Below are 17,703 nucleotides of genomic sequence, written 5' to 3' on the forward strand. Positions count from 1 at the left end.
TTTGACGAACCTGTAAAGTATCTTGTCAATTTTTGTCACGACCCGGCGGGGATGTCACGGACCCGTCGGAGCACGACGCCGGTAGGTGGCAACCGTGCTCCCTCGGGTAAGTTAGGGGGTGTTGAAATGGCACAAAATTCCGGAAATACCCAGACCTTCAGGGAGACGCCCGAGCAATGGCAAAGATTATCTATACCCACACCGACGAAGCGCCGATGCTGGCAACCTATTCGTTCTTGCCGATTGTCGAAGCCTTCGCTTCGACGGCCGGTGTGGCAGTGGAGACCCGCGACATTTCGCTGGCCGGCCGCATCATCGCCGCGTTTGGCGACTACCTCACCGAAGAGCAGCGTGTCAGTGACGCCCTGGCCGAACTTGGCGCACTGGTCAAGCAGCCCGAAGCCAACATCATCAAGCTGCCCAACATCAGCGCGTCGACGCCTCAGCTGAAGGCCGCCGTCGCGGAACTCCAGGCCCAGGGTTACGCCCTCCCGGACTACCCGGACAACCCCTCCTCGGACGACGAGACGGACGTCCGCTCCCGCTACGACAAGATCAAGGGTTCCGCCGTCAACCCGGTGCTGCGTGAAGGCAACTCGGACCGCCGCGCACCCCTCTCGGTCAAGGCCTACGCCCGCCAGAACCCGCACAGCATGGGCGCCTGGAACTCCGCGTCCAAGACCAACGTGGCTACGATGGACGCCGATGATTTCCGCTCCACCGAGAAATCCGTGGTCATCGAGGCCGACGGAAAAGTCAAGATCCAGCTGGTCAAGGCCGACGGCACGGTCAAGGTCCTCAAGCGGGCCTTCCCCGTCCTGGCCGGCGAGGTCATCGACGGTACAGTGATGCGCGCGGCCGCCCTGGACACCTTCCTCGCGGCCCAGGTGGCACGGGCCAAGGACGAGGGTGTGCTGTTCTCCGCCCACCTCAAGGCGACCATGATGAAAATCTCGGACCCGATCATCTTCGGCCACGTTGTCACCGCTTACTTCTCGGAACTCTTTGACAGCTACGGTGCCCAGATCGCTGCCGCCGGACTGAGCCCGAACAACGGCCTGGCCTCGATCCTCAATGGCCTTGAGGACCTTCCCGAGGAGATCCGCGGCGAAGTTGAAGCGGCCATCAAGAAGGGCCTCAACGACGGGCCTGAGCTGGCCATGGTTGATTCCGACAAGGGCATCACCAACCTGCACGTGCCCTCCGACGTGATCGTGGACGCCTCCATGCCGGCCATGATCCGCAGCTCCGGCCACATGTGGGGCCGTGACGGCCAGGAGGCCGACACGCTCGCCGTCCTGCCGGACAGCAGCTACGCCGGCATTTACCAGGTGGTCATCGACGACTGCCGCGCCCACGGCGCCTTTGACCCGACCACGATGGGTACCGTCCCGAACGTCGGCTTGATGGCCCAGGCCGCAGAGGAATACGGCAGCCACGACAAGACCTTCGAGATCCAGTCCGCCGGCACCGTCCAGCTCATTGACGACGCCGGCACCGTGCTGATCGAGCACCAGGTCGCCCCGGGTGATATCTGGCGTGCCTGCCAGACCAAGGATGTGCCGATCCGTGACTGGGTCAAGCTGGCCGTCACCCGTGCACGCGCCTCGGCCATGCCGGCTATTTTCTGGCTGGATAAGAGCCGTGCCCATGACGCCCGGATGATCGCCAAGGTTGAGGAGTACCTCAAGGACTACGACACCGAGGGCCTGCAGATCGCCATTATGACCCCGGAAGATGCCACGGCCTTTACCCTGGAACGAATCCGCAAGGGCGAAGACACCATCTCGGTGACCGGGAACGTGCTGCGCGACTACCTGACGGACCTGTTCCCGATCCTGGAACTGGGTACCAGCGCCAAGATGCTCTCAGTGGTTCCGTTGATCAACGGCGGCGGACTGTTCGAAACCGGCGCCGGCGGGTCCGCCCCGAAGCACGTCCAGCAGCTGCTCAGCGAAAACCACCTGCGCTGGGACAGCCTGGGTGAGTTCCTGGCCCTCGCCGTCAGCTTCGAGCACCTTGCCACCTCCACGGACAACGCCCGTGCGCAGATCCTGGCCGACACCCTGGACCGCGCCACGGGGACCTTCCTGTTGGAGAACAAGTCCCCTAAGCGCAAGGCCGGCGAGCTTGATAACCGCGGCAGCCACTTCTACCTGGCCAAGTTCTGGGCCCAGGAACTGTCCCGCCAGACCGACGACGCCGAGCTGGCCGCGGCGTTTGCCGCAGTCTCCGGGGCGCTGGACTCCGGTGAGGACACTATCATCGGCGAACTTCTGGCAGTCCAGGGTTCCCCGGTGGACCTCGGCGGCTACTACCACCCCGACGAGGCCAAGGTCACCGCAGCCATGCGGCCGTCGGCGAAGTTCAGCGACGTGCTCTCCATGCTCGGCTAGCAGCCGTCCGGCGACAGACAACGCCCCGCCTTCCGAAAGGAACGCGGGGCGTTGTGCTGTCTCGGCTCGGGCGGCACGGGCGGCACGGGCGGCACGGCCCCTATGGTTGGACCCGCCGTCGTCCGGGCGGAGCTGACGGTCCAGTGGACTGCCTCAGTCCTTGCCCTTGCCCTTTCCCTTGGCCTTGCCGGTGTCGGCCGGCGGTTCCGCCGGCGCTGCAGGTGCGACCGCCGGCGCAGGAGCTGAGGCGGCGGCTTGGGCCTGGGCGGCGGCTTGGGCGGCGGCCGCTGCGGCCTGGGCGGCAGCTTGGGCTTGGGCCGCCGCTTCCTGTTCGGCGGCGACCCGCGCCGTTTCGGCGGCCGCCTGCTGGGCGTTGAGGTCCGTGCGGACGGTATCGATGGACTTCCGGATGCTCTGGTGGCGTTGGAAGGACACCTCGCCGCGGCCGGCCGCCTCGTCCAGTTTCTGGACGAGGCCGTCCAGGTGCCGCAGGGCCGCTGCCGGATCGTTGGCGGCGGCTGCTTCGGTCACGGTAAGGACCTGCGATTGCAGTTCCCGGGCGGCATCGCCGTTTAGCTCCGGGGCCGCGGCGCAGCCGGAAACTGTGCCGCAGAGCAACGCGATGGCGAGGACCACCTTGCCGAGGAGCCGGCCGGCGGCGGACGGGCTGGGGCGGCAGGGACGGTTTCCCCGGGCCGGCTGGATGGTCGGCTTCATGGTTCCACCTTGTCCTGGAGTTCCTGCAGGTGCTGGCCGAGGTCCCCGGTCACGGCCGGATAGGGAACGACGGCGGGTGGTGCCGGTGCCGAGAGCGCTACGCCGACGGCGAGGATCCCGGCCGCCAACGCCAGGGGTATAAGGAAGAGCAGCATCCGGGTGCTGCGCCGGGCCCGCCCGAAGCGAGCCGCGGATCGGGCTGGCCGGGAGCCGGTTTTCGACGGCGGCAAGGACACGGCGTCCGGGTCGAGCCGGTGCAGGGACCGGGTGCCGGTGGCGGGGCCGCCAAGGTTGTTCGACGCGGCAGGCCTGCCCTGGCCTGCGTCGTGACCGGGGGAGGCCGGCCGTGGCGGCCGGGCCGGCGGTGCCGGAAGTACCCGGGTGCGTTCTTCAACAAGGAGTCCCGGGAGGGACCGGGGCGAAATCAGGGCGTGACGCAACACCACCTCAAGTTCGGCGGCCGTCGGCCGGCTCTGCTGATCCAGCGCCGTCATGGCCCGGATGAGCCCGGCCCACTCGGCCGGCACCGAATCGGGGATGGCCGGGGCCCGGTGCAGCCTCGCGACGGCGGATTCCACGGCGTTGCCCGGATACTCGACGTCGCCTTTGATCGCTTCGAGCAGCACCAGCCCGAACGAATAGATGTCACTGGCAGGGCCGAGGTCCGCGCCCCGGGCCTGTTCCGGGCTCAGGTAGGCGGCGGTGCCCACCATCGTGCCGGTGGCGGTCAGCCGGGTTCCGTCCATAATGCGGGCGATCCCAAAATCCGTGAGTTTTGGTCGCAGCGGCTCCCCGGGCCGGAGCGGGACCAGCATAATGTTGGCCGGCTTAATGTCCCGGTGGATGATCCCGAGTGAATGCACGTAGGCCAGGGCGTCTGACAGGCCGGCCCCGATGACCGCTATCTCATCGAGCGGCAGCGGGCTGTGCCGGATCCGGGCGCGGAGGTCCTGCCCGTCCACCAGCTCCATGGTCAGGAACGGCCGGGGTTCCCCGGGAACCCGGGTGTCGACACCGGAGTCGAAGAGGGTCACCAGGCCCGGATGGTTCAGAGTTGCCAGCAACTGAACCTCCGCCTCCTGGCGCCGGATGTCTTCCGGATCCGTGGACTTCGGTGCAAAGAGTTTGAGGGCCACGTCCCGGCCCAGGTTCGTATCCTTGGCGGAATAGACCGAAGCCATGCCGCCCCGGCCGATCATCTCGGCCAGCAGGTAGCGACCACCGACGAGTGTTGCCGTGTCGTAATTGGGCGAACTCGTCACACTGGTCCCCGTCCGTTCCCGTGCGCCAAAGCGGCGCCTTCCAAGAATGATACCGGGACGGCACGGCCCCCCGGATGGCGGCCGCGGACCGACGGCTGCCATCCGGGGCCAAACGTTGCCGGAACGCGATTGCCGGTGAGTCCCCCAGCGGACCCAACGACGTCGCCCGGCCCCACGAAGGCCTGTTCGGTAGGCGTTAGCGTCCTACGGCGGATGCCGTCCCGCCGGCCGGGGTGACGGTCTGCGGCGCGTCGGCGGTCCTGCAGGCGGGTTCGCTTCGGGGTTGGGCTCTGCCGGTGTCAGCGCGGGGGCGGCGGAAGGGTGGGTGCCGCAATGACGGCAGCGGACCATGGCGTCCATTGGGGATCTCCTGAATGACTGTTGGCGGGCGCTCACAAGCGCCCGGTTGGCCGTGCTCAGTGGAGGTCGGGGACGGCCGATTAGTCGGGAGATGAACCCGGGTCCGCAGCGGCGGCCGGGTGTGCGTGCTGGAGCGGGCCGCGGATCGGTTCAGCGGCGGCCGTGGGAATGATCAAGTACAGGCTGGGAAGCCAAGCGGCGCCACTTGAGGGCCCGCCGGAGGAGATGGTGTTGCCGGAGCCCGAACCCGGCGCGGCGGGCAGGGCAGTGGGTGTCGGCAGATTCTTCTCGTTGTGAAAAGGGGCGTGGGGTGCTTGGCCCGCAGGGGAGTGGGGTGCCTTTGCGCCCGGGCCGGAGCCCGATGCGGGAACCGAGTCTGGTTTCTGTCCGTCCGCTCTCGGCCGCATTGCGGTATCCAGAGCCGGTGGGTAGCTGGCGCCGGAATAGAACGCGGCGGGAACGGCCGACGGGGCAGGACCCCGCGCGGCCAGGGCTACGTCGAGTGCCACGGATGCCGGGTCCGAAGCCGGCGGCACCGGACCGGGAAGCGTCGGGTCACCAGGAGTCCGGTCCGTCGCCGCCGACGGTGCCGTTGGGACGGTGGATGTTGCGGCCGGCTGCGTCGATTCGGGACCGGCGACCGAAGGGTCGTTCGGCACAGGACCCGCTGCGAGGACGGCGACCGGGAGGGGCAGGTCGGGGACGGTGACCGGGTCGGGGACCGGGACGGTGGCCGGGACGGTCGGGTCGGGGACGGTGACGGTCGGGTCGGGAACCGGGACGGCGACCGGGAGGGTCGGGTCGGGAACCGGGAGCGTCGGGACGGGGACGGTCACCAGGAGGGTCGGGTCGGGAACCGGGAGCGTCGGATCCGGCACGGTGACCGGGAGCGGCGGCGCTTCGACGACCGGGGACGGTACCACTGTAGGGTCCGCCGCCGGGACCGTCGTCCACGGTACGTCCGCGGCTGCTGCGGTGTCCGTCACGGCGCCTGCCACCACATCCGAAGCTGCCGCGGCGGGGGCAGGAAGGTAGGCGGCGAGGTCGGGAGAAAAGGGGACAACTGCAACGTCCACGATCGTTGCAGCCGAGGCCGGAGCGGAGGCGGCCGAGTCGTCTGCGGTGGCAACCGACGCGGAGACAGCCAGCCAGGCGACGCCGGCGAGGCTTCCCAAGATCATCCGCCGGAGCGGGCGGCGCGTGCGGAACGGCGCTGATGTTGAGTCCATGCCTGCACCCCACTCCCGCGAAATCCCGATGGTTGCCTCTAGGATAAGCCCGCACTCGGGGTGCTAGTCCAGAGCCCGGCGTAAAATCGATGCAGGCCGGTGCGGCGGGAACGCCGTCAGCGGGCATCGTTCGGGTAGCTTACCCCCAGCTGGGAGCGCACCCCGTCGAAGAGCCGCATGGTGTTGAGGGAGTCCTCCAGGGGCATCACGGGACTCTCCGCGAGGCCCTGCTGGATGCAGCGCGTCACCTCGCGCAGTTCATAGCTATAGCCGCGCCCAACGACGTCGAAGGACTCGATGCGGGGGTCGTCAAAGCCAACCCGAACGAGCAGCTCCTTCGGGTTGTTGATCGAGCCGATGGACTGCAGGAATCCCTTGCTGCCGGCCACCGTGGCGGTCCGCGGGCCGTACGCCAGCAGGGACGAGGTCAGCTGCGCCTGGGCGCCGTGCCGGTAGCCAAGGGTCAGCGCATTCTGGGCGTCCACGCCGTCCTCGTTCAGCCAGCCCGTGGCGCTGACGGTCGCCGGGAAACCCAGGGTGCCCAGGGCCCAGAGCAGCGGGTAAACGGTGAGGTCAAGCAGCGCGCCGCCGCCGTCGTTCGGAGCCCAGAGGCGCGAGGTGGGCGAATACGGTGCCGGGAATCCCAGATCCGCCGCTACCCACTTGACGTCGCCGAGCTCGCCGGACGCCGCGATCTCGAAAGCCCGCTGCATGCCCGGCAGGAAGCGGCTCCACATGGCCTCCATCAGGAACAGGCCCTTGACCCGGGCCACGGACACAAGCTCGGCGGCCTCGCGTGCATTGACGGTGAGCGCCTTTTCGCACAGGACGTGCTTGCCCGCGTTGAGGGCTGCCAGCGCGATGCGGTGATGGTGGGCGTGCGGGGTGGCAACGTAGACGACGTCGACCGCGTCGTCGGCGAGCAGCCGCTCATAGCCGCTGCGCCCGTCACCGTCTCCGTAGGCCCGGGCGAAGCCGAAATCGGCTGCGAACGCATCGGCGCCCGGCTGGCTGCGCGAGCTGACTGCGTAGAGCTCGGCATCGGCCAAGAGTTCCAGGTCGCGGGTCACCGCCGCGGCGATGCCTCCCGTGGCGATGACCCCCCAGCGCAGCCGGGCACCGGTGGCGGTGCGGGGATCGGAGTCCGGCTGGCTGAACAGCCAGGGCGTGGCGATGTGGGCGGTCATGGTGCCATCCTCTCACCCGGGCCGGCGGTGTGCGGGACTGCGCCGGCCCGTGCCCTGGACAGCGTCCGGGGCCGTGCCCTGACGTTAGGCGGGAGTCGCGGCGCTGAGCCGGCTGCGGGCCGCCTCCTCCGTCAGCCGGCCCTGCTGGAGCCGGAACCGCCGGTCGGTCTTGTTGGCCAGCGAGCGGTCATGCGTGACCACCAGGATGGTGGTGTTATGGTCCCGGCTGAGCGAGCTGAGGAGCTCGATGATGTGTTCGCCGGTCTGTTCGTCCAGGTTGCCCGTTGGTTCATCCGCGAGGATCAGCGCGGGGGAGTTGGCAAGTGCCCGGGCGATGGCCACCCGTTGTTGCTCCCCGCCGGAGAGCCGGTTAATGCGCCGCCCGTGCTTGTCCGGATCCAGCTGCACCTGCTCTAGCAACGCCCGGGCCCGCTCCAGGCGCGCAGCCCTGCGCGCCCCGGCAAACTCCATTGGCAACATCACGTTGTCCGCCGCGGAAAGGTTGGGGATCAGGTTGAACTGTTGGAACACAAAGCCGATGTCCCGACGCCGGTACTCGGTGAGCCTGCTGTCCGGCATGTCGGCCAGGCTCACGCCATTGACCAGCACGTCGCCGCTCGTTGGTTTGTCGAGGGCGCCAAGCAGGGACAACAAGGTGCTCTTGCCGCTGCCGCTCTTGCCGACGATTGAGGCCAAGGTGCCCTGCTCCAGCGAGAAGCTGACATCGTTGACGGGTTTGATTGTGCGGTCGCCGGAATTGAACGTCCGGACCAGGTTCTTGACTTCGATCATGGCTATTCTCCTCGGAGGACTTCGATGGGGCGGATGCGGGCCGTAAGCAGGGCCGGGACCAGCGCTCCGACGATGGCGACACCAAAGACTGCGGCAATGCCCGCGGCAATAACGCCGGGGGAGGCGCTCGCGGTGACGGAGGTCAGCAATTGGCTGGCCCCGCCGACGGGGTCGCCGCCGGGGAATCCGCCGGGGAATCCGCGGGCCCCGGCGCGCGGGACGGGGGTGGCCGCGGCGGTGCTGTTGGAACTGATCAGTGCGCTGGCGATGCCGCCGCTGGCGAAGGACGCGACGGCGGCGCCCACCACACTGCCCAGGGCCACAAGAACGAGTGCCTCCAGCACAAACTGCAGGCCGATGGTGCGGTTCAGTGCGCCAATGGCCTTCAGGACACCGATTTCCCGGCGGCGCTCGCGGACCAGCATCACCATGATCAGCAGGATGATCAGCCCGGCCGTGGCCAGGGCCGCCACGAAGGCGATGAGGGAGATGTTCTTGACGCTGCCCAGTGAGCTGACAGCGGTTTCGAGGTTGCGCTGGCCCTGGCTGACATCCGCCTTATCGGTGCCGAGCGCAGCCTGCAGCGCTGTCTTGGCGGCGTCGACGTTCTCCAGGGAGTTGACGGTGACGATCATGGTGGAGAGTTCGCCGGGAAGTTCCGCGAGGTTCTGGGCGGTGGGGAGAGTGAGGTAGAGGGCGTTGTTGCCAAAGGCCGTGCCGGCATCGAACAGGCCAGTCACGGTGAACGTCTGGTTGTTGATGGTGAATGCGGAACCGACCGTGAGGCCGTTCTTCTCGGCCAGGGTGGCTCCCAGGAGGGCGCCGGTGGAGGCGGCCGTATAATCGCCGAGGCCCGTGCCGCCGGTCAGTGCAAGGGCCTTGCCGCCGGTATCGACTTCGGCGCCGATGCCGGTGGCGGTGACGGGCACGGAGAACGCCGGTGCCGTTGCTGGACTGCTGCCGGAGCTGCCCGTTGCGGCCTGGTTGCGGGCGCCGAGGGTCCCGGCGTCGATGGCTGCCTTAAGGCTTGTGGTCACGGTCGTGGCGGACTGGCCGCCTGGGCCGCCTTGCCCGCCCGGGCCGCCCGTCCCGCCCTGGGCGGCGGCCGCCTCGGCGTTGCGCAAACGGAGTGCCTTGGTGCCCACGACGGTGCTTACATTGGCCACTGCGGCCGCGGACGTGGCTTGCTCAGCGGTGAGCGGCTCACCGCCGCCTTCGAAGCCCTGGCCGCCGGCTGGGTTGACTGTCAGCACGGTGCCTACCGAGGCGTTGAGCTCTGCGACCTTTCCTGCAACAGCTTGGTTGGCCACCAACATGGCCAGGGCGAGGCCGATGGCAACAGCCAGGACGGCCACGACGGCGGCCGTTCGGACCTTGTTTCTGAAGGCGTTGCCGATACTCCGGGCAAGGACGCTCACGTGACTCCTAGGAAAACTCAGGCCGGCCCGAGCAGCCGGCGGATGAGACCACACTGGTACTCGCTGCTGTGCAGGTCACCCGCCGGAGCTATGGATCTGCTGTGAAACCGGCCTCCGGCCGCCGGCACGAGGGCAGCAAAAAGCCCCGACCCGCCGTCAGGCGGAGCCGGGGCTCAATGCTGGATCAACGAATGAACTACTTCGTCAGCGGCCCGAGTACCGGATCGTCGGTGTAAGCAGTCTTGACGTTTTCCTTGGTCACGATCACCGGCTCCAGCAGGAACGCGGGAACTACCTTGACAGTGTTGTTGTAGGACTTGTCGTCATTGATCTCAGGCTTCTTGCCGGCCTGGAGATCCTTGACCATGGTGATTGCGTGCTCAACGAGCTTGCGGGTGTCCTTGTTGATGGTGGAGTACTGCTCGCCGGCAAGGATGGACTTGACGGATTCAACTTCCGAGTCCTGGCCGGTGATGACCGGGAGCGGCTTGCCGGCGGCCTTGACCGAGGTCAGGACTGCGCGGGCCAGCGTGTCGTTGGGGGACAGCACACCATCCAGGGTTGCCGAGCCGTAGCTGCCGGTCAGCAGGGTGTCGGCCCGCTTCTGGGCGTTCTCGGCCTTCCAGCCCTGGGTTACGGCCTGTTCGAACGAGGTCTGGCCGGAAAGGACCTTGAGGGTGCCGTCGTCGATTTTCGGCTTCAGCACGCTCATGGCGCCGTCGAAGAAGACCTTCGCATTGGCATCATCCGGGGAACCGGCGAACAGTTCGACGTTGTACGGGCCTTCAGGCTTCTTGGCCTTCATCCCGTCCAGCAGGGCCTGGCCCTGAAGTACGCCGACCTTGAAGTTGTCGTAGGCCACGTAGTAGTCCACGTTCTCGGTGTTCAGCAGCAGCCGGTCATACGCGATGATCGTAGCGCCGGCGTCCTTGGCCTGCTTGAGCTGGGTTCCCAGCTGCGCACCGTCGATGGCGCCGACGATGATGACCTTGGCACCCTTGGTGACCATGGCGCTGATCTGGTTCTGCTGCTCGGACACGCCGCCGTTGGCGAACTGCACATCTGCCTTGAAGCCGGCGCCGTTGAGGCCGTCGTTGAACAGCTTCTCGGCCAGCACCCAGTTCTCGGACGTCTTCTGCGGGAGCGCGACGCCGATCGAGGATTCCTGCGGGAATCCGCCCGCTGCCCCGGAGGTACCGCCGGTAGTGGCGGTATCCGTGCGGCCGCAGGCCGTCAGCGCCAGTGCTGCGATAGCGGCGATGGCCGCTGCCTTTCCTGCTTTACCAATCAGTTGCATTGCTTGGTTCTCTTTCTTTAGATGGGGTGCGGAGAATCGTGGTGGAACGGATCAGGGGAGAACTAGGCGCCCTTGGCGATGACCTCTTTGGTGGAGGTGGTCTCGTCAGGTTTGATCTCGTTGTTGCGGCCGAAGTTTTTCATCATCATGCCAATGAGCGACTTTTTGCCCTGCGTCTTGTTGTAGACGTCGAAGGCGACGGCGATCAGGAGCACGAGGCCCTTGATGATCTGGGTGAGGTCCGCGCCGACACCGAGCAGCTGCAGGCCGTTGTTCAGCACCGCCATCACCAGGCCGCCGACGATCGAGCCGATCACGGTGCCGACGCCGCCGGTGACGGCCGCGCCGCCGATGAAGACGGCCGCGATGGCGTCAAGTTCCCAGCCGACGCCGTCGAACGGGCCGGAGGCGGTGGAGCGGCCAACGAAGATCATGCCGGCGAGTCCGGCCAGGACGGACATGTTCATCATCACCAGGAAGTTGACCTTCTTGGACTGCACCCCGGAGAGCTCGGCCGCATGGCGGTTGCCGCCCACGGCGTAGACGTGGCGGCCGATGATGGTCTTGGCGGAGATGAATCCGTAGATCAGGACCAGGACGGCCAGGATCAGCCCCGGGATCGGGAACGAGGTGCCGGGCCGGCCGGTCGCGAAGAGGTACGTGGCGTACAGGATGGCGCCGCAGATCAGGACCAGTTTGGTGACGGTCACCCAGGATTCGGGCACCTCGGCGCCCAGGGCCTTGGCCTTGCGGCGGGAGCGGATCTCGCTGATGATCACGAAGGCCACACCGGCAAGTCCCAGCAGCAGGGTCAGGTTGTTGTAGCCGGTGTTGGGCCCGAACTCGGGCAGGTAACCGGAACCGATGTACTGGAAATCGGCGGGGACCGGGATGGTGTTGGACTTGCCGACGAACTGGTTGAAGCCGCGGAACAGCAGCATACCGGCCAGCGTGACGATGAAGGCCGGGATCCCGACGTAGGCCGTCCAGAAGCCCTGCCAGGCCCCGATCAGGGCACCGAGCAGCAGTCCGAAGAGGACGCCGAGGTACCAGGGGATGCCCCAGTCACGGATCATGAGGGCCACGCTGACGCCCACGAATGCCGCGACCGAGCCCACCGAGAGGTCGATGTGGCCGGCGATAATCACCAGCACCATCCCGATGGCGAGGATCAGGATGTAGGAGTTGCCGTTGAAGAGGTTGATGACGTTGCCCGGGGTGAGCGTGCGTCCCTCGGTGAAAATTTGGAAGAAGACGATCAGTGCAACCAGGGCGAAGATCATGCCGAATTGGCGGGTATTGCCGCCAAAGAGCTTCTTGAGCGCGTTCATTGTGTCAGTCCTTGTGGTCCGGAATGTTCTGGATGGTCCAGAGTGTCAGGCGGTCTTGCGGGCGGAAGTCATGAGTTTCATGAGGCTTTCCTGGCTGGCTTCGTCCTTGTCGAGCACACCGGTGATGGCGCCCTCAAAGATCGTGTAGATGCGGTCGGAGAGTCCCAGGAGTTCGGGAAGTTCCGAGGAGATGACGATGACGCCCTTCCCCTGGTTGGCCAGCTGCTGAATGATGCCGTAGATCTCGTACTTGGCACCGACGTCGATCCCGCGGGTGGGCTCGTCCAGGATCAGCAGGTCCGGGTCGGTAAACATCCACTTCGCCAGGACAACCTTTTGCTGGTTGCCGCCGGAAAGCTTGGCGACGCCTTCTTCCACGGAGGGCGCCTTGGTGCGCAGCGACTTGCGGTACTGCTCGGCGACGCTGAATTCCCGGTCGGCATCGACGATGTTGTGCTTGCTGACCTTCTTAAGTGCGGCGGAGACCGTGGTGGCCTTGATGTCATCGAGCAAGTTCAGGCCCAGGGACTTGCGGTCCTCGGTGACGTAGCCAAGACCGGCGTCGATGGCCTGCTTGACGTTCTTGAGGTGCAGTTCCTTGCCGTCCTTGTACACCTGGCCGGAGATAAAACGACCGTAGGAGCGGCCGAAGAGGGACCGTGCCAGTTCGGTGCGGCCGGCACCCATCAAACCGGCGAAGCCAACGATTTCACCGCGGCGGACAAAAAAGTTGGAGTTCTTGCAGACGAGTCGGTCCTGGATCTGCGGGTGCCCCACATTCCAGTTCTTCACCTCGAAGAAGGTCTGGCCGATCTTGGGCTCGTGGTCCGGGAACCTGGATTCCAGGGTCCGGCCCACCATGCCCTTGATGATGCGGTCTTCATCGACGCCGTCGGCCTTGACGTCCAGCGTTTCGATCGACTTGCCGTCGCGGATGATCGTAATGGAATCCGCGATCTGCTCGATCTCGTTGAGCTTGTGCGAAATGATGATCGAGGTAATGCCGCGGCCCTTGAGGCCGAGGATCAGGTCCAGCAGGTGCTGGGAGTCGGATTCGTTCAGCGCCGCGGTGGGCTCGTCCAGGATGAGGAGCTTGACTTTTTTGTTGAGCGCCTTCGCGATTTCCACGAGCTGCTGCTTGCCGACGCCGATTTCCTTGACCGGTGTGTCCGGATCCTCGCGCAGGCCGACCCGGGCCAGGAGTTCGATGGAGCGGCTGCGGGCCTCATCCCAGTTGATGACCCCGCGCCTGGTGGGTTCGTTGCCCAGGAAGATGTTTTCCATGATGGAAAGCTCCGGGATCAGCGCGAGTTCCTGGTGGATGATCACAATGCCGGCCTGCTCGCTGGCCCGGATGTCCTTGAATTCCTGGACTTCGCTCTGGTAGACGATGTCCCCGGTGTACGTGCCGTGCGGATAGACGCCGGAGAGTACTTTCATCAGGGTGGACTTGCCGGCGCCGTTTTCACCGCAGATCGCGTGGATTTCTCCCGCCTTCACCAGCAGGGTCACCTCGGCCAATGCTTTAACGCCGGGGAACTCTTTGGTGATGGAGCGCATCTCGAGGATTATCGGATCGCTGTGCGTGTTGAGGGACGTCATCTGCCCTTACGCCTCCAATGCATGACTTCGTTGTCCGCCCCTGCAAACCGCAGGGCCGTCTGATGAAAAAGTAAACTGGATCACAGGCGTTGTCGTCAAGTCTTTAACGCAACAGCCCGATAACAAAAATCTCAATTCCGCCGGATTCCGGCGTGCTGGAAGACCAGCGCGGTGGCACCGAGGGCTTCCGCGCGGCCACCCAGGGAGGACATTGTCAGGACAGTTGTCTCGCCGACCACGGGTACCGCGTGCCGGACCAGGCCCCGGCGGATCGGGTCCAGCAGCAGTTCCCCGAGTTCCGCCAGCGGGCCTCCCACCACGATCACTTCGGGATTGATCAGATTGGCCACGTTGCCCAGGGCGCGGCCGGCGGCGAGGCCGGCGTCGTCCACCACCCGCAGGGTCGCGGAGTCCCGGGCGAGGGCCTTGCGGACAATGTCCTCCGGGGTTAACGGCTTGTCCTCGCCGCGGCCCAGGAGCTCGATCATGGTGGTGGTGGAGGCGATGGTTTCCAGGCAGCCGCGGTTCCCGCAGCGGCAGACCAGCCCGTGCTCATGGATGGTCGCATGGCCGATTTCACCGGTGATTCCCACGTTGCCGTAGTAGGGCATCCCGTTCAGGATCAGCCCCGCGCCGATGCCGGAGCCGATCTTGAGGAACATCAGGTTGTTGATGCCCGTGTGCGGACCCCAGGTGACTTCCGACAAGGCTCCCAGGTTGGCGTCGTTGTCCACAAAAACCGGGAGATCCAAGGCTTCCTCGAGGCGCTGCAGGATGTTGATCCCCACCCATTCGGGCAGGATCGCACCCTGCACCACAGTCCCCGTCCGGCGGTCAATGGGGCCGGGGATGCCGACGCCGGCGCCAACCACCGCGCTGCGTTCCACGCCGCTGTCCGCCAGGAGCCGATCCAGGAGTCCGACGGCGGCTTTGATGCCCTCCTCGGCGTGGTGCCCCAAGGGCAGCAGTACCGATTCCTCGGCGATGACGTGGTAGCTCAGGGACGCCAGGACCACCCGCAGGTGCCGGCGGCCGAAGTCGATGCCAACGGCGACGGCGCCGTTGCTGTTGAGCCGGACGTTCAGGGCCCGCCGGCCCGAGCTGGTGATCGGTTCGGTGGAGGCCAGTCCGGCGTCCTGCATGATCTTGACAATATTTGAAACCGTGGCCGTCGACAGGCCGGTTTGCCGCGCGAGTTCGGCCTGGGTGGAGGGGCCGGCGAGCAGGCATTCAATGATCCGCTGCTGGTTCAAATGCCGGAGCGCGGATTGTGATCCCGGGTTTTTGGTTCGGCTCCTCGTTGAGCGAGTTGGTGGTGGCATAAAATGAAGCGTGCCGTATTTGCATCTTGTAGTCAAGAAGTTAACGCATGGCAGCTTGGAGGCCGGGGCGAACGGCTGACCACCGGCCCCGCGCAGTGCCGGTGCCCTGGGCCGGGGGCGAGGGAGGGGGCATTCCGCCCCACTGCTGCACCCTCCGGGCCGAAATGCACCAGGGCGGCAGGGGCGCCGCGTCGCTACGCTGGGAATGCGAGAGTCCGCCGCAGAGGGCGGGCCCCGGACGCTGAGGTGGTAATGGTGCTACTGGCCCTGATGCAGGCGAATGCTGCCGTGCTGGACGTAGAAGCGAATTGCGCTGCGGTGGATGCGGCTGCCGGCGCGGCTGCTGCGGCCGGCGCCGGGCTGCTGCTTACGCCCGAGCTTTTCCCGGTGGGGTATGCGCCCCTCCGGCTGCGGGCGGAGTTCGACCCTGCTGCGCTGCCGGCCATCCGGAACGCCCTCGCAGGGATCGCCCGCAACCACAGCATTGCGCTGGTTTTCAGTCTTCCCGCGGTCACGGCGGCAGGGGAATGGCAGATTACCTCCACCCTCGTCGATGAGAACGGCGAGGAGCTCCTGAGTTACGCCAAGGTGCACCTCTTCGGCCCGGCGGAGAACCAGGCATTTGTCCCGGCCCGGGCACGTCCCCGGGTGGTGGATTTCCGCGGCTTGAAGATCTCGATGGTGATTTGCTACGACGTTGAATTTCCGGAGGCCGTCCGCGCAGCCGCCGCCGCCGGCGCTGAACTGCTGCTGGTGCCGACGGCCCTCGCTGCCGGGTTCGAGTCGGTGCCGCAGCTGCTGGTCAGGGCGCGGGCACTGGAAAACCACGTGACGGTGGCCTACGCCAACCACTCCGGAACCGAGGACGGCTGCGACTTCCTGGGCGGCAGTGTTATTGCGGCACCGGATGGCTCGCTGCTGGCGTCGGCCGGAACCGCGGCCCAGTTGCTGTTCGCGGAACTGCCCGCGCCGGGCAGGGCCGGGCACAGCGTCGACTATCTCGGTGACCGCCGCCCGCAGACCTACCGCTCCTGGGGCAGCTGACCCGGACCGGGCGCTAGGTGACGCCAGGATCGGGGGAGTCAGCCGCCATCATGCCGGCGGGATCGTGAACGTACTGCAAGGCAAACCAGAGCTCCGCCCGGGCTTGGGCGGCGTTGAGGTCGAGGTCCAGGAGCTCGGCGAGGATGCCGATCTGCCGCCGGACGCTGTTGCGGTGCAGGCCCGTCGACTTCGCGGTGGCATCCCAGCTGCCGTTCGCGCCAAGCCACGCGCGGAGGATCCCAATCAGGTTGTCCCGGCGCTCCGGTTCCAGCGCCAGTACGGGGGCCAGCAGCCGGGTGGCCAGGAGGGTCCCCGCCTCCTTGCCGAGCAGCCCTTCCACCGACCACGTCACCTCATCGACCCGGACGCTGGTTCCGGTGGCCTCGACGCGGCCGCGCAGGGACGAGGCCTGACGGAAAGCGTTTGACAGTCCGGACAGTTCGGTCGCGCTCCCGACCACAAGGCGCCAGCCGAGCCGCTCCACACCGGCCAGCACGCCGTCGTCGACCTTCAGCCTGGTAATGGCGGCAAAACCGTCGTCGGTGATCTCCACGAGCTTTGTATCGAACATCCTGCGCCACTCCAGCAGCTCCCGGACGGGACTGTCGCCGGCACGACCGGCCCTGCCGGCCGGGCCGTCCGGGGCCGCGGGGGCAGGCCGGACGCCAAGAACCACACGCAGCTGGCCGGACCGGGTGGAGGAAATGCTCTGCGCCAGGAGGTCCTTGAGCCCGTTGAGCTGGCGGGTGCCTGCCGTCGCCAGGCTTTCCGGGTGCAGCAGCAGCGCCGTCGCGAGCTGGCTCGGGGCCAGCGAACCGCTGGTGCGCTGTCGTACCAGCAGTTCCAGGAGCCCGACGGCGGTGGAGACGACGCTGTTCTGGGCCGGCGTCAGCGGTGCGCCGGTGCCCAGCACCAGCGCGCCCAGATTGGCGTCCCGGGTGCTGCGCAGGGGATAGCCGAAGACCAGCTCAGACCCGGCCGTGCCGAATGAGTCCAGCTCCACCCGCGGGCCGCTGCCGGCCAGCAGCCGCGCCAGCAGCGGCTGCAGCGTTGCCATGTCCGCGGCCGGTGTGGTGCCCGCTCCCGGCGCTCGGGCGGATCCGCGGGCGCGCAGCCGGCCGTCGGACCCCACAAGCGCCGCCCACACGGGCACCTGCTGCACCAGCGCGGCCAGGAGTTCATGTTCCGGCCGCGCCGAAAGCACCGCTCGCATCAGCTGCCTGTTTGTGTCCGCGAGCTGCCGGAACGTGGTGGCGTTGTCCGATTCCAGCAGCTGCGAGAACTCCAGTCCGACCGCGGCGAAGGGAACAGTCTTCGGCACGGCCACAAGGGTCAGGTTGTGCCGCCGGCAGGCCAGGACAACGGCTTCCGGGACGGTGTCGAAATAGGGTTCCAGGCCAAAGCCCAGCGCGCAGACGCGGGCGGCAACCAGCCGCTGCACGTAGGCGTCCGCGAAATCCTCCTGTCCGCCCCCGCCCAGGAACGGAAGGCCGGCGGTGAGCAGGAACTCGCCATCGAGCAGATACGGGGTGGGGTCCGCCAGCTCGCTCGGCTCCACCCAGCGAAGCCGTTCCGAGCCGTTGCCGCCGTCGTAAAGGACTTCCAGCTCCGGCGGCAGCTGCTGCAGGAACCGGTCCAGGGTGACAAAACCCAAGCGCTCGGAGCCGTCAGCAGCCACGGTTGCCATCGGCGCCCCGAATCTGGAACGGTAGTGCATAAAGTCTCATGAATGAATACTCTAGGTCA

The 17,703-nt window shown here is 66.8% G+C and carries 13 protein-coding genes; 2 read left to right on the forward strand and 11 right to left on the reverse strand.

Annotated elements, in window-relative coordinates; all coding sequences use genetic code 11:
* The first annotated feature begins 176 nt into the window (after positions 1-176).
* Positions 177-2,396, forward strand: a complete 2,220-nt coding sequence (locus tag QI450_RS02690) for an NADP-dependent isocitrate dehydrogenase (protein ID WP_226774829.1) — start codon at positions 177-179, stop codon at positions 2,394-2,396.
* A gap of 153 nt (positions 2,397-2,549) precedes the next feature.
* On the opposite strand, the gene QI450_RS02695 is transcribed toward QI450_RS02690, so the two are convergent.
* The 10 genes from QI450_RS02695 to QI450_RS02740 all read right to left on the reverse strand — a co-directional run bounded on the left by QI450_RS02695 (position 2,550) and on the right by QI450_RS02740 (position 14,913).
* On the reverse strand, positions 2,550-3,113 hold the full coding sequence (locus tag QI450_RS02695; protein WP_226774830.1) for a mucin-associated surface protein: 564 nt from the start codon (positions 3,111-3,113) through the stop codon (positions 2,550-2,552).
* Positions 3,110-4,375, reverse strand: coding sequence for a serine/threonine-protein kinase (locus QI450_RS02700; protein ID WP_226774831.1), 1,266 nt, complete (start codon positions 4,373-4,375; stop codon positions 3,110-3,112). Before QI450_RS02700 ends, QI450_RS02695 begins: the two co-directional genes overlap by 4 nt.
* A 440-nt stretch (positions 4,376-4,815) precedes the next feature.
* Positions 4,816-5,964, reverse strand: a complete 1,149-nt coding sequence (locus QI450_RS02705; RefSeq protein ID WP_282468092.1) for a hypothetical protein — start codon at positions 5,962-5,964, stop codon at positions 4,816-4,818.
* 116 nt (positions 5,965-6,080) lie between these two features.
* On the reverse strand, positions 6,081-7,151 hold the full coding sequence (locus QI450_RS02710) for a Gfo/Idh/MocA family oxidoreductase (RefSeq protein WP_226774055.1): 1,071 nt from the start codon (positions 7,149-7,151) through the stop codon (positions 6,081-6,083).
* A gap of 84 nt (positions 7,152-7,235) precedes the next feature.
* Entirely contained in the window at positions 7,236-7,943 is a 708-nt protein-coding gene (locus QI450_RS02715; protein WP_226774054.1) for an ABC transporter ATP-binding protein, read from the reverse strand.
* A gap of 2 nt (positions 7,944-7,945) precedes the next feature.
* Entirely contained in the window at positions 7,946-9,361 is a 1,416-nt protein-coding gene (locus QI450_RS02720; RefSeq protein WP_282468093.1) for an FtsX-like permease family protein, read from the reverse strand.
* 196 nt (positions 9,362-9,557) lie between these two features.
* Positions 9,558-10,658, reverse strand: coding sequence for a sugar-binding protein (locus QI450_RS02725; RefSeq protein ID WP_226774051.1), 1,101 nt, complete (start codon positions 10,656-10,658; stop codon positions 9,558-9,560).
* A 62-nt stretch (positions 10,659-10,720) separates the two neighbouring features.
* Complete coding sequence (gene mmsB / locus QI450_RS02730) at positions 10,721-11,989, reverse strand: multiple monosaccharide ABC transporter permease (protein ID WP_226774050.1); 1,269 nt, start codon at positions 11,987-11,989, stop codon at positions 10,721-10,723.
* 45 nt (positions 11,990-12,034) lie between these two features.
* On the reverse strand, positions 12,035-13,591 hold the full coding sequence (mmsA, locus tag QI450_RS02735; RefSeq protein ID WP_226774049.1) for a multiple monosaccharide ABC transporter ATP-binding protein: 1,557 nt from the start codon (positions 13,589-13,591) through the stop codon (positions 12,035-12,037).
* Positions 13,592-13,722: 131 nt separating this feature from the next.
* Complete coding sequence (locus tag QI450_RS02740) at positions 13,723-14,913, reverse strand: ROK family transcriptional regulator (protein ID WP_226774048.1); 1,191 nt, start codon at positions 14,911-14,913, stop codon at positions 13,723-13,725.
* A 252-nt stretch (positions 14,914-15,165) separates the two neighbouring features.
* Between QI450_RS02740 and QI450_RS02745 the strand changes: the two genes are divergently transcribed.
* Entirely contained in the window at positions 15,166-15,957 is a 792-nt protein-coding gene (locus QI450_RS02745) for a nitrilase-related carbon-nitrogen hydrolase (protein ID WP_226774047.1), read from the forward strand.
* A 13-nt stretch (positions 15,958-15,970) separates the two neighbouring features.
* Here the strand turns inward: QI450_RS02745 and QI450_RS02750 are convergent, their stop codons facing one another.
* A complete protein-coding gene (locus QI450_RS02750; RefSeq protein WP_226774046.1) occupies positions 15,971-17,644 on the reverse strand; it encodes a PucR family transcriptional regulator in 1,674 nt (557 codons plus the stop codon).
* Positions 17,645-17,703: the final 59 nt, after the last annotated feature.

Source organism: Arthrobacter sp. EM1 (genome assembly GCF_029964055.1).
GTDB lineage: Bacteria > Actinomycetota > Actinomycetes > Actinomycetales > Micrococcaceae > Arthrobacter.

What these genes read in the sequence shown, in the direction of transcription:
- QI450_RS02690 (WP_226774829.1), top strand. Translation starts at nt 177, where the DNA reads ATGGCAAAGATTATCTATACCCACACCGACGAAGCGCCGATGCTGGCA.
- QI450_RS02695 (WP_226774830.1), bottom strand. Translation starts at nt 3,113, where the DNA reads ATGAAGCCGACCATCCAGCCGGCCCGGGGAAACCGTCCCTGCCGCCCC.
- QI450_RS02705 (WP_282468092.1), bottom strand. Translation starts at nt 5,964, where the DNA reads ATGGACTCAACATCAGCGCCGTTCCGCACGCGCCGCCCGCTCCGGCGG.
- QI450_RS02710 (WP_226774055.1), bottom strand. Translation starts at nt 7,151, where the DNA reads ATGACCGCCCACATCGCCACGCCCTGGCTGTTCAGCCAGCCGGACTCC.
- QI450_RS02715 (WP_226774054.1), bottom strand. Translation starts at nt 7,943, where the DNA reads ATGATCGAAGTCAAGAACCTGGTCCGGACGTTCAATTCCGGCGACCGC.
- QI450_RS02725 (WP_226774051.1), bottom strand. Translation starts at nt 10,658, where the DNA reads ATGCAACTGATTGGTAAAGCAGGAAAGGCAGCGGCCATCGCCGCTATC.
- mmsB (WP_226774050.1), bottom strand. Translation starts at nt 11,989, where the DNA reads ATGAACGCGCTCAAGAAGCTCTTTGGCGGCAATACCCGCCAATTCGGC.
- mmsA (WP_226774049.1), bottom strand. Translation starts at nt 13,591, where the DNA reads ATGACGTCCCTCAACACGCACAGCGATCCGATAATCCTCGAGATGCGC.
- QI450_RS02740 (WP_226774048.1), bottom strand. Translation starts at nt 14,913, where the DNA reads ATGCCACCACCAACTCGCTCAACGAGGAGCCGAACCAAAAACCCGGGA.
- QI450_RS02745 (WP_226774047.1), top strand. Translation starts at nt 15,166, where the DNA reads ATGGTGCTACTGGCCCTGATGCAGGCGAATGCTGCCGTGCTGGACGTA.
- QI450_RS02750 (WP_226774046.1), bottom strand. Translation starts at nt 17,644, where the DNA reads ATGGCAACCGTGGCTGCTGACGGCTCCGAGCGCTTGGGTTTTGTCACC.